Annotated in this window: 13 protein-coding genes; all 13 read right to left on the bottom strand. The window is 42.4% G+C overall.

What is annotated here, in order from left to right:
- The 13 genes from CKV62_RS03410 to CKV62_RS03350 all read right to left on the bottom strand — a co-directional run bounded on the left by CKV62_RS03410 (nt 1) and on the right by CKV62_RS03350 (nt 15,868).
- Nucleotides 1-1,455 (bottom strand): GumC family protein, encoded by a 1,455-nt coding sequence (locus tag CKV62_RS03410; protein ID WP_095065696.1) that lies wholly within the window; start codon nt 1,453-1,455, stop codon nt 1-3.
- Nucleotides 1,456-1,608: 153 nt separating this feature from the next.
- The gene (locus CKV62_RS03405) at nt 1,609-3,435 is read right to left on the bottom strand and encodes a polysaccharide biosynthesis protein (protein WP_095065695.1); all 1,827 of its coding nucleotides are present in this window, start codon (nt 3,433-3,435) and stop codon (nt 1,609-1,611) included.
- Nucleotides 3,436-3,475: 40 nt separating this feature from the next.
- Complete coding sequence (locus CKV62_RS03400) at nt 3,476-4,225, bottom strand: polysaccharide biosynthesis/export family protein (protein ID WP_095065694.1); 750 nt, start codon at nt 4,223-4,225, stop codon at nt 3,476-3,478.
- Nucleotides 4,226-4,639: 414 nt separating this feature from the next.
- Entirely contained in the window at nt 4,640-5,350 is a 711-nt protein-coding gene (locus tag CKV62_RS03395; RefSeq protein ID WP_095065693.1) for an ABC transporter ATP-binding protein, read from the bottom strand.
- A 1-nt stretch (nt 5,351) separates the two neighbouring features.
- Nucleotides 5,352-6,110, bottom strand: a complete 759-nt coding sequence (locus tag CKV62_RS03390) for an ABC transporter ATP-binding protein (protein WP_095065692.1) — start codon at nt 6,108-6,110, stop codon at nt 5,352-5,354.
- 11 nt (nt 6,111-6,121) lie between these two features.
- Nucleotides 6,122-7,132 (bottom strand): branched-chain amino acid ABC transporter permease, encoded by a 1,011-nt coding sequence (locus CKV62_RS03385; RefSeq protein ID WP_095065691.1) that lies wholly within the window; start codon nt 7,130-7,132, stop codon nt 6,122-6,124.
- Nucleotides 7,132-8,013, bottom strand: coding sequence for a branched-chain amino acid ABC transporter permease (locus CKV62_RS03380; protein WP_095065690.1), 882 nt, complete (start codon nt 8,011-8,013; stop codon nt 7,132-7,134). Before CKV62_RS03380 ends, CKV62_RS03385 begins: the two co-directional genes overlap by 1 nt.
- Nucleotides 8,014-8,027: 14 nt before the next feature.
- Nucleotides 8,028-9,176 (bottom strand): ABC transporter substrate-binding protein, encoded by a 1,149-nt coding sequence (locus CKV62_RS03375; protein ID WP_095065689.1) that lies wholly within the window; start codon nt 9,174-9,176, stop codon nt 8,028-8,030.
- Between the two features lie 122 nt (nt 9,177-9,298).
- A complete protein-coding gene (locus tag CKV62_RS03370) occupies nt 9,299-11,209 on the bottom strand; it encodes an ABC-F family ATP-binding cassette domain-containing protein (protein WP_095065688.1) in 1,911 nt (636 codons plus the stop codon).
- 27 nt (nt 11,210-11,236) lie between these two features.
- Entirely contained in the window at nt 11,237-12,418 is a 1,182-nt protein-coding gene (locus CKV62_RS03365; protein WP_095066698.1) for a type II secretion system protein GspD, read from the bottom strand.
- 77 nt (nt 12,419-12,495) lie between these two features.
- On the bottom strand, nt 12,496-13,311 hold the full coding sequence (locus CKV62_RS03360) for a hypothetical protein (protein WP_095065687.1): 816 nt from the start codon (nt 13,309-13,311) through the stop codon (nt 12,496-12,498).
- Between the two features lie 121 nt (nt 13,312-13,432).
- Complete coding sequence (galE, locus tag CKV62_RS03355) at nt 13,433-14,422, bottom strand: UDP-glucose 4-epimerase GalE (protein WP_095065686.1); 990 nt, start codon at nt 14,420-14,422, stop codon at nt 13,433-13,435.
- A gap of 12 nt (nt 14,423-14,434) precedes the next feature.
- Nucleotides 14,435-15,868: a glucose-6-phosphate isomerase gene (locus CKV62_RS03350; RefSeq protein ID WP_095065685.1), complete on the bottom strand. Its 1,434-nt coding sequence runs from the start codon at nt 15,866-15,868 to the stop codon at nt 14,435-14,437.
- Between the last annotated feature and the right edge of the window lie 75 nt (nt 15,869-15,943).

Raw genomic sequence — 15,943 nt, 5'->3', positions numbered from 1 at the left:
CTATCCTCTCAGTTTTCTCCACCATACAGCCATACGACTACCGGATTCTTCATTGGCTTTATAGTCCTTACGTTGATAATTAGGAATCACACCTAAATTTTGAACGCCCAAGATAGAGTCCACCTCTTGAACGGATTGAATTTTTCGATTCCACAAGGATTGTCCCAATACATAGAGGCACCCCAAGATTAAGCCGATAATAGCGGACCCCACCAAAATAAGGATACTGCGCGGAGCAACTGTTTTTTCCGGTAATGTAGGCGCATCGACTATCTGTACTTCATTCGGAACCATTACTTCCGCCACTTTCGCTTCTTCTAACCGTTTTGAAAGCATGGAATAAATATCTTGAGCTACATCTACATCACGTTTTGCTTTAATATAGCCCCGTTCTTTTTCCGGCAGGCTTTTCATAGCCTCTTCGTTCGTCTTGTCGAGATTTGCCAACGCCGCCTCTTTACCTTGTGCGACCGCAAGAGCCGCCTCGTTTTTAAACTTATCCGCCAGTAGTCCCTGCTGTGCGGAGTTGCTGGAAGGAGCTTGTTGTGTAGCGATAGCATTGATCTCTGTGTTAAGACCGTTCTTAGCTTCAGCGATTTGCTGATTCAACTCTTTCATAACCGGATGTTCATCCGTATATTTGCCTACATAAGAAGCCTTACGAGATTCAAGTTCCGCCAATTGCGTCTTATAGGCCTGTACGGTAGAGCTGTCCGCAATGCTTCGACCGGCGGAACCCAGTTGCTCATTAATACTGCCCAATGCGGCTTGTGCCGTTTCCAAGTCCAGTTTATTCTGCGCTTTTTCCTTATCGATGAGCGTGATGGTATCCGTCAAGCCCCTCATCTGATCACTGGTAGAATACACGTTGTTATCTACCTGAAACTGTTGCAGTCTCTTCTCGGCTTCATCCAGTTCAGCCTTTGCGGACACCACCCGTTTTTGTAAAAACTCACGAGTCGCCCGTTGTTCAACATGAGATAACTCGGCTAAGCGTTTTAAAAAGGTATCGATTAAAAATTGATTCGCATTTTGTGCCTGTTCCGGAGTACGACCGGTAACATTTACCTGTAACAATTCCGTTTCTTTAAACGGTTTTGTTTCGATTCGATTTTTTACGAATTCTTCATAGGTCGGAACACTGCCTTCCCCATCTTGTTCTTCAATAGAGGCCATAAGCGGTTCCACCACATTACGGCTCTTTAAAATTTCCGCATCCGTATTCATCAACTGACGCGCCATCGTGTCCGTAAATCCGCTTGGACTCGACAATACCGAATTTCCTAAATCCTGCGCCTGTTTAATACGCAGCATGGATGTCGATTGATATGTAGCAGGCGCGAGCAGCACATAAGTGCCCCCCAGCAAAATACAAACAGCGGTTATATTTAAAATCTTGCGGCGTTTCCGTACAAGTAGCTTAGCTACCTCTTGTAAATCAATAATTTGTTCCACCCATATACCCCTTTCTATGAAAGTATGCAAACAACGAAATCTCTCCCTTATTTTCATTCATAGCTATATATGAGCTAATATAAAAATAACGATATGATTTCCGATGGATAGCAATTGCATCACGACTATCGTTACAATTTATACAACAATACATCATACATTATGATTCGGATGATACGTAGGGATGATATCCTTCAACACATTGATGACATCCATATCCGTCTTGCAATTTTGAAAGCGATCAATTTCACGACTGAGCCAATCTTGATCCACTTCTTCCAAAGCGGCCTCAAAAATCTTCTTATGCTTCGTCTTATTGATGCCTTCTCCAGCAGTTAATAATTCTTCGTATTTCTTTTCACCGGGTCTAAGTCCTGTAAATTCAATACGAATATCCTTATCAGGTTCAAATCCCGATAAGCTAATCATATTTTTCGCCAAGTCCACAATTTTAACAGGTTCACCCATATCGAGAAGAAATACTTCTCCTCCTTGCCCCATGGCGCCTGCTTGTAATACGAGCTGACTCGCCTCAGGAATCGTCATAAAGTATCGTGTCATTTCCGGATCGGTAACAGTTACCGGACCACCGGCTTCAATTTGTTTTCTAAATAGCGGAATAACGGATCCGCGACTGCCCAGTACATTACCGAATCTGACGGTAATATACTTTGTTTCGTACTTGTGATTCATGCCGAGAACCACCTTTTCCGCAACGCGTTTCGTAGCCCCCATGACACTCGTCGGATTTACGGCCTTATCCGTGGAAATCATAACGAATCGTTCCACCCCATGAGCACCGGCTACATCCGCTACATTGCGTGTCCCGTAGATATTATTGAACACGGCCGCAATCGGTTGTACTTCCATGAGCGGAACATGCTTATGAGCCGCCGCATGAAATACGACATCAGGTTTGTAATGGGTAAAAATCTGTTCCAATTGAAACTTATCACGAATATCCGCAATAATAGGAACCACAGTCCCTTCCGGAACTAATCCTTTAAGCTCCTGATGGATCAAATAAATACTATTCTCACCATGTCCCAACAATAATAACTGTTTAGGTTTAACCCGTAAAACCTGACGACAGATCTCGGAACCGATAGAACCACCTGCACCGGTAACCAATACCACCTTATCCTGCAGATAAGGTGCCACCTGTGATGTATCGAGGTGAATCTCATCCCGCTCCAACAGATCCTCAATGGATACGGGGTGTAAATGCGAAACGAGAACTTCATCATCAAGCAGTTGATACATCCCCGGCAATGTATTGACTTTACATTTCAACGGAGAACAGATCTCCATGATTTTTCGTATTACCTCCCGCTTAACGGACGGCATGGCAATAATAATTTCTTCAATTTTATATTTCGATACGATTTCAGGAATATCCTGACGTTTTCCTAAAATACGCAAACCGCTCATGAGACGGTTGTACTTAACTTCATCATCATCGATAAAGCCGATTACTTTACGGGACCGTTTATGATAGCGCTCAATTTCACGAGCTATAGTAGCCCCTGCATCGCCAGCACCGATAATCAAAGTATTAACCTGTTTACTTTCATCATCATCGTTTCCGCCGTAGTAAAGCGCTAAATAGTGTAATAGCATACGCCCCATACCAACAACACCGGTTGTAAGGAACCAGATGATAAAGTACACGGACCTTGGTAGGGATTTACCAAAGAAGAACATAGATGAGTAAAATATAGCCGTACCTAATGTAGTTGCCACAAATACGGCAAGTAATTCACGCATGCCTGCATATCGCCAGATACGGGTATACAAATGCATCACTAAAAACATTAAGATATATGCAACTATTAAGAGTGGTAACGCCCCCACCATTTGTTTGATATATTGAGGCTCAATATAACCGTCAAATCGTATAAACAGGCCGATAAACGCCACAACGACAACGGTAATAATATCAGCAAACAATAAAATCCCAGGTAGTAAATATGAACGCAAATAAATCCCCCCCTTATGCGGTGAATAAGATTGCTATCTTCTAATCTTTCCCGATTCGAGATACCATATACGCCCCCGTCAAAATCGGCGCAATATCACGAGCAAAGTTGATCCGACTATTTTTAGTTAAGTATAGAATGTCGCCTTCTCGCATCACATAGTTTTCCGACATATCGCCGGTTTGTAACATTTTATTAAGGTTAATAGCAATCGGTTTTTCCGGATCATTCTGGTGAATCAGATAAATTTTCTTCTTTGCCGTATCCCAGTTAAAGCTACCGGCCGCACCAATAGCATCGATAACCGTACTGGACTTCGTCAATGTATAAGCACCAGGCTTATTAATTTCTCCAAATACATAAACACGAACGCCGCCGAGTTTTGTTACATTCACGGATATGTCGGGATTAACGATATATCTGGACAGGCCCTGCTGTAATTGTGCCGTAAATTCATCAACGGTAAGTCCGTCTGCTTTCACAGGTCCTACCATAGGGAATGTTACATATCCGTCAGGCCGAACCGCATACACGATATCCTGACCGTTACGCGTACCTAAATCGGCCTGCTGCACGACCTGAATCGACAATTCATCGCCCTGACGCAGTCGATATTCCTTATCCGAACTCACAGCTGTAGCACTTGATTCCAATGGAGTATTAACTTGATTCGCCGCTATTTTATTCGTTTTGCTGTAATCATGTTGTTGCGATACATTTACTGGTGCAGCCATTGCCGTACCGGTAACACAAATAAAAGCCGCCATAATCATACATTGTTTTCTGTTCATACTATGCCTCTTTTACCTTTATTACATATCATGAAATACGTTCTAAATCTAAATTTTTAACTATAAAAAAAGATTAAAGCAATTTTATCATTAATTTATATAAAAATCTATGAAAATGAATATGCCTATCCAAGATTCATAAAATATTTAACATTGAATCCCATCGTTATCATATTTACTTCATCATATATACATGTATTTTTTATCGTAATAAATCATGAATCTATAATGTAAACACCCAAAGTATAAATATTTTATAAACCAACTATATTCTAAACTCATGAGTGCCACATGATATCATCAATTTTACTTATTAACGAACAAAAAAGGTGTATATACTAAACCAGTAGTATATACACCTTTTGGGTATTACATAAGCCAAATTAAATAGCTATCTGACTAATCATTATTCTGTTATTCTACACGACCGCCGAGATAAGCCTCCATAACGCGAGGGTTATGACGAATTTCTTCTGCAGGTCCGTTCAAAACCATTTTGCCGGTTTCCAGTACATAAGCGTAATCGGCAATCTTCAATGCTTGTCGTACATTCTGTTCCACCAGAAGAACCGTAGTACCATCCGCACTAATTTCCTTGATGGTCTCAAAGATTTCATTGACTACAAGCGGCGCCAGACCCATGGACGGTTCATCCAGCAACAACAATTTAGGACGGGCCATCAATGCGCGACCGATTGCCAACATCTGTTGCTGTCCGCCAGATAATGTGCCGCCTAATTGGTAACTGCGTTCGTCAAGAATAGGAAACCGTTTAAATACCTTTTTTATATCCGCTTCAATTTCATCGTCATTGCGAATATACGCACCCATTTCAAGATTTTCATAAACACTCATATCCTGTAAAATTTGGCGTCCTTCCGGAACAAGGGATATACCATTTTTTACAATATGATGTGTTTTATGACCTGTAATATCCTGACCTTCAAATATTACGTGTCCCGATGTCGGTTTCACAAGGCCCATAATCGTCTTCATGGTCGTAGACTTACCGGCACCGTTCGCACCGATTAAAGATACGATGGCACCTTGAGGAACCTCCAAGCTTATATCTTTCAAAGCCGTAATATGTCCGTAACCGGCCACGATATTTTCCAGTTTTAACATATTACACCTCCTTACCTAAATAAGCTTCAATAACGGCATCATTATTCTGAATTTCTTGCGGAGTTCCTTCTGCAATTTTCTTGCCGAAATTAAATACCACCAAACGATCGCAGATATTCATCATCAAAGCCATATCATGTTCAATGACGACAACGGTAATGCCGAGATCGCGAATTTTACCGATGAGTTGTCTCAAAGCTTCGGTTTCACTATCATTCATCCCCGCCGCCGGTTCATCCAGCAAAATTAATTGTGGATGCGTCGCTAATGCACGTGCGATTTCAAGGCGCCGCTGTTTACCATATGGCAAGGATGTGGCCACTTCTTCCGCATCAGCTTCAAGACCTACCAGTTTCAAAAACTCATAGGCAATACCACGACAACGCTCTTCTTCAATGCGTTGGCGTTTTGTTCTAAAGAAGCTGGATATAATGCCGGATCCGGTTCGACAATGCATGCCGGTCAATACTGTTTCCAATGCCGTCATATTACCGAAAAGCCGGATGTTTTGAAATGTACGGGCAATGCCCATTTCCACTGTTCTGTGTGGTTTAATACCCATAACGGACATGCCGTCGAATACAATTTCTCCGGATGTAACCGGAAAGACACCGGTAATCAAATTGAATAGAGTTGTCTTACCCGCTCCATTCGGACCGATAACACCGAATACTTCCCCCTGCTTAACACCAAAGGAGATACCTGTGAGAGCTGCTACGCCACCAAAGCTTTTACTTACATCATTTAATTCTAATAGCATTCAGTTCCCTCCTATTCCTTCGATTCAGCCTGTTTTCGTTTATACGCTTCAAAACGCTCCGTTAACACTTGCGTTTCCGGAATATAAGGGGCTTTTTTAAATCCTAATTTACGACTGATACGGTCCACCATAGATTCTGTTAAAATACCGTCCGGTCGAACAGCCATTAAGATGACAAGTAAAGCACCGTAAATAATGTCTCGGTAATCGGACAAGAAGCGTAATACTTCCGGCAATAATGTGAGGATAAAGGAACCTAATACGGATCCCCATACTACATTTGACCCGCCAAACACAGGGAATAACAAGATTTGTACTACCTTATGGTAGCTGAAATCTGTAGGATTGATAAAATTTGTAACATGTGCATACAAGCCGCCGCCGATACCGGCAATAAAAGCACCGATGATAAAAGCCATCATCTTATAGTACACTACATTAATTCCCATCAATTCAGCCGCATGATCATCCGCTTTGATAGCAGCAAAGGCTCTACCGACACGACTATTATTGATGCGCACACAAAAGGCAATGGTAATGGCCAATATGATAAATAAAATGATGATAGCCATTAAATTTCCCCATGTAACGGCATCGATGCCCATAAGGCCATCCAAGTCAAATTCATAGGCATAATTTGTAAGTTCCTGAGGAATAGAGGGAATACCGGATAAACCTAATGCGCCATTCGTAACATCAAGATTCAAAAATACAACGCGCATAACTTCGCCAAATCCCAATGTGGCAATAGCCAAATATAAGCCGCGAAGACGTGTCGTAGGTAAACCGATAACTACAGCCACAAGGCTCGCCACCAATCCTCCGACGATAATACCTACAACGATAGGTAAGTCAGCTTTCAAGGAAAGCAATGCCCCCACATACGCACCGACGCTCATGAATCCGGCTGCACCGAGGGAAAGCTGTCCGCTGGACAATGTAAAGTAGATGGAAATCCCCATAATGGCGTTGATGATAAAGAACATCACAATTTGAAGATAATAAGGGTTTAACAAATCCATTATGGTCTACCCCCTTTATCTTTAGAACCGAATAAACCTTGCGGACGCCAGAATAATAATAAAATGATGAGACCGAATGCCACGGCATCGCGGAATGTAGATGCCCCGTATGCAACAGAAAAGACCTCCGCCACACCGAGAATAAAGCCGCCCACCATAGCGCCTGTAATATTACCGAGTCCACCTAAAATTAGCACGGCAAGTCCTTTAAAACCGATAATAACCCCCATAGTAGGCTCAATAGCGTTAAACGATAACCCTACAAGCACACCTGCTGCAGCCCCTAATGCAGACGCAATCATAACCGTTAAGGAAATGATCAGGGTCGGATTAATACCGAGCAATGCAGCCGTTTCTGTACTTAACGATACGGCACGAATCGCTTTACCGATTTTAGTCTTTTTAATAACTATATTTAAGATAAGCATCAGCAAGACGGACACACCTAAGCCGATGATTTGTACCATGGAAATTTTAAACGCCCCGAAATCGATGAGCCCGCCGATATAATCGGTCGGGAAGGATCTCGTTTGAGGCCCCCAAAGCAATAATGCCAAACTTTCAAGGAAGATAGAGACACCGATGGTACTGATAAGCGGTGCCAAGTGAGACACCTTTTTCTTGCGTAGCGGACGAAGCGCCACAAATTCTAATAGGTAACCGAGGATAGCTCCTACAGCCATAGCAACGATAAGGGCTACAAAAATGTTGACATTGAAAATTGTCACCATAAAAAGACCAACGAAGGCACCTACCATGAAGATGCCTCCGTGAGCCATGTTGATAATATTCAAAACACCGAACACTAGTGTTAAGCCGATAGCGAGTACAGCATATAAGCTACCGAGGGTTAACCCGTTAACTAATTGTTGTAAAAACACTATACTACCTCAACTTATTTTGTTAATGCGTCAAATTGACCGTTTCTGATTTGTAACACTTGAACTTCCATGGACGGATCACGTTTTTCGTTAAATTTGAATTGACCCGTTACACCGACAAAGTCAGCGATATTTTTCAACGCTTCACGGAATTTTTCACGATCTGTCGTAGAGCCCGCTTTTTTCAAAGCCGCTTCGTAAAGATATACCGCATCATATGCTTGCGCCGCGAACTGGTCAGGTTCCTTGTTATATTTAGCAACATAAGCTTTGCGGAAATCTTTTACCTTTTGGTCATCCTTATTAGGGAACCAAGGCGTACCTACAATAACACCGTCCGCTGCAGAACCTGCAATTTTAATAAACTCAGGACTGTTAAAGCCGTTAGAACCGATTACAGGTTGATTCATGCCCATTTCACGCATTTTTTTCATGATGAGTGCACCTTCTTGATAAAGAGATGCCACTACGATTACATCCGGTTTAGCTTGTTGAATCTTCGTCAACTGAGCGGAGAAGTCTGTGTCTTTATCGGCAAAGGTTTCCGTATCGATAATTTGAACACCGGCTGCTTCCAATGCCTTACGGGCCGTATTATTTACGGATACCATCTGGTCATTGTTGTTGGAGTACATAATGGCCGCCGTTTTAAAACCAAGTACTTTGTGTGCTTCTTTAATGGCCGTATCCACAGCCAAGGATTCCGGTACGGCATTACGGAAAATATAATCGCCGATATCAGTAATACCTTCAGCTGTAGTAGATGTTCCGAGAGCAACCACCTTGCTCTTGTTCGCTACAGGACCTGCCGCCATCATTTCACCGGATAGCATAGGCCCTATAACCCCGACCACTTTATCCTTTGAGATTACCTTATTCATAGCGTTAATCGCTTCATTTTTATCACCTTTGGTATCTTCTACCAACAGATTGATTTTCACAGAATTTGCATCTGCATTAATTTCACTCACCGCCAGTTCGGCACCGGATTTAATGGATTCACCATATGCGGCCGCACCGCCCGTTGTCGTCGTTAACAATGCGATTTTAGCTTCATTACTATTTGCATTACCTGCATCCTTATTGCTGCCACAACCCGCAGCAATCGCCATCACTCCGGCAAGACCGAAGATGACCGCTTTTTTCAACATGGATTTATTCATGTTACACCCTTCCTTTAAAATATTAATCATTTTAAATCTATACTTATATTATGAAGTTTTTAACACTTTTGTCAATTAAAAGGATACAATTTACAATGCTGTATTTATATCCCATTTATATGTTATTCACATAGATGTGCCCATCGTTCATATAGCTCATCCAGTTGCACCTGTGTCGCTGTAATCTGACTTGAAATAGAAGCCATTTCTTCAAAGTCCTGTTGTACATCGGGATTCGCCAGCTGCACCTCATACATCTTCATGGTCGCCTCCAAACGGGCAATTTCCGATTCCACTTCAGCCAACTGTTTTTCCACCATGTATGCATTAGGTTTCCTAGGTGCTTCCGTAGATTCCGTCTGTGAAAGCTCACCTTGTTCTTGTATTTTTACTTTGGCATTCGACGATTCTATGTACTCATTATTTTCTAAAGACAGCCGTTCTTCTTGTTCCTTCAACTTTTCTTTATAGTACGAATAATTGCCAAGATATTCCGTAATATGCCCCTTATTAAGGACGACCGTTTTCGTAGCAACCTGATCTAAAAAATACCGATCATGAGAAATGATAAAACAAGTACCTTCAAATTGCTGTAACGCCCGCTCTACAACTTCTCGGGTGGGAATATCCAAATGATTCGTCGGTTCATCGAGAATAAGAAAATTATCCCCTTGCAGGAATAATTTTAATAGTGCTAAACGGGCACGCTCACCACCCGATAAATCGCTGACAAGTTTGAATACATCATCCCCTTTAAATAAGAATGATCCCAATACATTACGCGCCTTTTCTTCGGTAAAGTTAAAGTGATTCATAATTTCTTCTACAACTTGCCAGGACTCATGTAATTCCTCATGCTCCTGCGAGAAATAGCCTACTTGCACGCGATTGCCGATATCTACATGCCCGTCCTCAGGAAAAATTTCGCCTACAATGGTCTTTACCAATGTCGATTTACCGGCACCATTAGGACCTATCAGAGCCACAGACTCTCCGCGACGCACGACAAAGGATATATCATCAATAATTCGATTATCGCCATATCCAGCAGAGAGATGATCTAATACCAAAACCTTGTCGGCACTCATCCCCGCAGGCGGAAACAAAAAATCTAAATGCGGAGACATAACCGGTGCATCCAACCGCTCCAGTCGATTCAACTGGGACTGACGGCCCCGAGCCATCTTGGATTTAATTCCGGCCCTGTATTTATCAATATAAGCTTCCGTCTTCCTTATATGTTCTTGCTGCTTCTCATAGGCAATCATATCCGCTTTAAGCCGCTCGTCCCGCTGCTGAACATAACGGCTGTAATTACCGCGATATGCGGTCGCCTTATGATTATCAAGTTCCACAACCCCTGTCACGATACGGTCCATAAAATACCGGTCATGACTGACGATTAAAATCCCGCCCCGATAGGATGATAAATAGCCCTCCAACCATTCAAGCATATCCATGTCTAAATGGTTTGTAGGTTCATCCAGAAATAAAAAGTCCGGACTGCGAACCAAAGCCTTTGCCAGATTAATGCGCGTTTTCTGACCGCCCGAAAAGGCGTTAGCCGGTTTATGTAAATCTTCATCGGAAAAGCCCAGTCCGTAAACAATGCGCTTTGACTTCTGTTCATAATCATATCCACCAAGCCATTCGATGCGATTTTGTAAATAATCGAGACGTTGTAAATCCGCTTCTTCGGCTTCATGACTTTCCAGGTAAACAGTTAAATCACGTAGCTGTTCTTCTAGAGCATGCACATCAGCCCAAGCCTTTTCAATCTCATCGGCAAGGCTGTCATCACCCAGATTCACATCCTGTTGTAAATAACCTATACTCGCCACAGGCGACTTAACGACATGACCCTCGTCCAGTTCTTCATATCCTAATATACATTTTAACAATGTCGACTTACCGGCTCCGTTAGGACCTACTAAGGCAAGTCGATCACCTTCTTTTAATTCAAAGGACACATTGGAAAATACTTGGCGCACCCCAAATGATTTTCCAAGGCCTATCATTCGAATGCGTTCCATTCATAACCTCCCAATCATTTCCTTTCATTATATCACAGTAGCCCTTACAAACATCATCATTTCTACGGAATCCTTTGTTTTTCGGCTATGCCGAAACAGCTTTCCCAATAGAGGAATATCTCCCAAGATGGGAATTTTCTGCAACTGATGTTGATCTCGATTATCCATGAGGCCGCCTATGACCAGTACTTCGCCGGGGCGTAATCGGACACGGGTATGAGCTTGTCGCGTGCTGATTTTATAAGCCTTGATTTCCGACACCATAACAGGGGTACTCACCTCAGCATGAATTTTGGCATCTACCGATCCGTCTTCGGTAACGATAGGTGTGTAATTCAGTTTGATGCCCACCTCTTCATAGCGCACCGAAGTTTTCCGCTCACCATTCACCTGCGATTCCTCCACCACGGGAATTCTCTCGCCGATTAAAATATGCGCCGTTTCACCATTCAATGCCATAATAGACGGCCGTGCAATGAGGACCGCCTTCCCGGAATTCTCCATCAAGCTCAACTCAGGTTTCACAAAAAACTTGTATGCATCTCCGGCCGGAGTCTTTCCAAACGATACGGCCCCATAAGAGTGCGTCTTATCCTCTCCGTGTCCGGTAAGACTCAACCAGGACCAACGGACTCCCGTTTCTTTTACATACGACCTTTCCATAGCGATGATGGTCGCCTCCAGTTGCACCTGTTTCGGTTCATTATCAACCGCTTTCACCAACGTTTCTACACGTCGTTTTTCTCCATTAGTGATATGTAATACTACTTCATTTCCTTCTGAAAGTACGGCCATCTTATCTGCATGCACAACAGTGCCCAGTACTCCTTTTAAAGACTGCGCCGTCAAATGTTGAGGCGTTAACACATATAATTCTCTTTGCTCCAACTCTTTGCCATCCCCTTCTATAACAAGGGTCTTATGTTGCTTTGTGACGGAAAAATGATAAAGCGATCCCAGCTGAGCAATCAGTTCCTCCGGCGTATCCGCCTTAACGGAGGCCGTAATGTTTCCGGACAAAGACTCCACCCCGATGGCGGATAATCCATAACTTCTACATATGCCGAGAACGGTTTCCTTCAAGGATGCATCATGTACAGATAAAGAAATAGCATTTTTAGTTTCTGAATACTCTACTCCGTTCTTTTCATTGCTAATTTCACGATTGATCGGAATCGATGTCGATGTAGACTCAACAGCTTGTGCCATGCCCACACCTGAAAAAAGTAAATCAAAAGTCACAGAAATCAGAAATATTTTGGTAATAAAGCCTATATATCTTCGATTCAATCCATCGTAAGCCACCGTGACCGACCTCCTTCTACAATTTCCACACCTGCACGTCCTATAGATTTAACCGTAATCCCTTTCCACTTCGACCCGGTCGTAACGGAACATTCCTCTACACCGCTTCGCAAAACGGCTACAAATGTTTCACCCTCTATGATGCCCACTAATTGTACCGTTGATCTCACCGGTTCCGAATGGTTACTCCTATCCGTTTTATTGCGACTATTGCTTACTTCCTCAGTACTCTCATAATTATTTTCATGATGCCTACTTACATTTTTCTGAGATATATTACGTCGGTTCTTAGGTGATTGATGCGTCTCACGCCCCATAGATTCATCCTTTACATCATTTATATCCATATCTATATCCATATCTGCTTTATCAACATTGCCGCTCAGAGTTAACTCTTTAAATGCTTCACGCCACGGATATACTCTCTCCACAGAGCTGACATCATACAGTAACCGCCCTTTTGCTGATTTAGAGTCACTACCGCTCTGCTCAGCAGTATCGCTATAACGGCTCCGTTTATCAGTATGTCCACTATGATGCATTCTATTACTTCCCTGATTATCAGAATTACCGCTCTGATTACCACTTGTCCGACCATGTTCAAGTTCAGATTTGCTTTCACTTTGAACAGAAGACAAGTGAACCGACTCCTCCTCGTAAGGATACATCAACCCTATTCCAAGTACGATACATGTTACTGCCGTAAAACTAATAACTGCAATTTTATAATGACTGACTACAATGCGTTGTTTATAAATCCATTGCCGCATCCGCTCCTTATATGTGTTCAGACTCATAGTCCACCTCCTACTCACATATTCTAGGCACTCCTTTCCAAATCCTACAAAAAAATGACTCTACCGGTCACATAGGTGACCAATAGAGTCATTAAATTTATTGACAAAATAGATTTTATGACTATTTAGTTGTAAAGCCTTCCGGATGAGAAGTATGCCATTTCCATGCATCCTTAATGACATCGGATACATTGCTGAATTGAGGATTCCATCCCAATAAATCCTTAATCTTTTCCGATGATGCAATAAGAGTTCCCGGATCTCCGGCACGACGTTCTCCATACTGAACCGGAATATCTATTCCCGTCACGGCTTTGGCAGTTTCAATAATTTCTTTCACAGAAAATCCATTACCGCTACCTAAATTAAATACTTGAGACTGTCCGCCATTACGCAAATAATTCATTGCCAATACATGAGCGGATGCCAAGTCATTAACGTGAATGTAATCGCGTACGCATGTGCCGTCCGGCGTATCATAATCCGTTCCAAACACAGTAATATATTCGCGTTTGCCCCGTGCCGCATCAAGAACAAGTGGAATTAAATGCGTTTCCGGATGATGATCCTCACCGATTGTCCCAGACGGATCGGCTCCGGCAGCATTGAAATAACGCAGTGCCACATAGGTGGAACCATAAATAGAACTGTAATCGGACAGCATATCTTCAATCATCAGTTTTGTGCGGCCGTATACATTAGTTGGGTGTAATTGAGCATCCTCTCGAATCGGTACTACCTCCGGCTCCCCGTAAACTGCGGCAGTACTGGAAAACACAAAATGCTTAATCCCCGCTTGACGGGCGGATTCGATGAGGTGATATGAACCGACTACATTATTTTCATAATAAATAGCAGGGTTCTGCATTGATTCACCGACCTGAGAATGAGCTGCAAAATGCATTATACCGATAATTTGATGCTTCTTCATCACCTCTACCAATTTTGGATCGGCAATATCCATGTTATAAAAATCAATGCCCTCAGGAATCGATTCCACATGACCTCGAGACAAATTATCTACGATAACAGGTGTATACCCGGCGCGTTGCAATGCACGTACTGTATGACTTCCAATATAACCGGCACCTCCGGTAACTAAAATATTCATAACGTCCCCCTACTAATTATGCGAATTCTTTACTTCTGCCAGTTTTGGTCCGATCAACCGTTTATAAACCTCTACCCCGGGCTGATCAAAAGCATCTACACCGGCCAAAATAGATTCAAAATATACGGCCCAACAATGCATAAACATGATTTCTCCTAAATGAAACGCATTCAATGTGGGCACCGTAATTGTCATATTAAAACGATTATCGGTGGATAAAGCCTCACTATTGGCATCCAGAGCGATATTTAAAATATCACAAATATTTACATTATTTAATGAGCGCAACCGTTCATACTGGCTATATGTATCCGGTACAACAAGATCATTATGCCAGTCTTTCACCTTAATAAATTGAACGACCTTATTTAAGCGTCCCTCCTGATGTTCCTGCACCTGTGCATGCATATCCATTGTTCCCACTGCGGCTACAGGTGTGCGTCCATACGGCAGACACGTGTTACTCATCTTGCCTAACGATTCGGATAAAAGTTGTACATACCAATCCGACAGGGAATGTAATGCTTCCCCATAAGGCATAAACACCTCTATAATGCGTCCATACCGTTCTGATGCAATATATTTCAACAAAGCGCTCAACAAAGCCGGATTTTTGAAAGTATCCTCATCCTGGCATGCCGTATCCATAGATGCGGCCCCCGCCAAGAATCCTTCGATATCAAAACCCACTAAAGCCGCCGTTACAAAGCCGACCTCCGTAAATACGGAAAAACGTCCGCCTACACCGTAGGGAATAGAATACGTTTTCCAATTATTTTCAAGAGCCATGGATCGCAAGACGGTGGGGTGCTCATCATCAGATGTGTCCGTAACAGCCACCACTTCATAATTAATATGATTCTCCTGTAAGAATTTTTCAAGAATCATAAAATTTGCCATCGGTTCGATTGTGGATCCCGACTTGGAGGTAATAACAAGCATCACCTTATAATCGGATCCCTTTTCTTGCGCTTGATATTTCAAGGTGCGCATGAGACCATCTAAATAAACGCCGTCCACGTTAAACCCCGCAAAATACATGCGAGGATATCCGTCGCGTTCTTCAACGCTGCAGTTGTTCCAAAATGATCCGCATTGAACATCAAAGATAACCTTGCTCCCCAAATAGGATCCTCCGATACCCACAGATACGACCGTATCAATATGATTACGTGCATAATCACGCAATGCATATAAACGTTCTAACATATGCGGCGTATTAATGCCTTCCGCTGAAATATAAGGTAACTGATAAAACAGAACAGGCTCCGGAAGGCCATCTTTTGACACATGACCTTCCTCAAACCCGGTGGACCGTAAAATATTCGTGTGATGCCATATATTTTGTATAGCCCGTTCAAAATTATTTACATCCCGCTCTTGTATGCAGCTTTCATTATAGATATTGGAATAATCTAATTCAAACCCCGAACCTAACCTCAACATCAAATAACTCCTTCACTACTATTTTTATATACTAATTGTTTTATTATAACACAATTAGATGAATAAAATATCAGT

The sequence above is a fragment of the Veillonella rodentium genome (assembly GCF_900187285.1).
Lineage (GTDB): Bacteria > Bacillota > Negativicutes > Veillonellales > Veillonellaceae > Veillonella > Veillonella rodentium.
The sequence above is the reverse complement of the archived record's forward strand: the minus strand, read 5'-3'. Positions and strand labels throughout refer to the sequence as shown.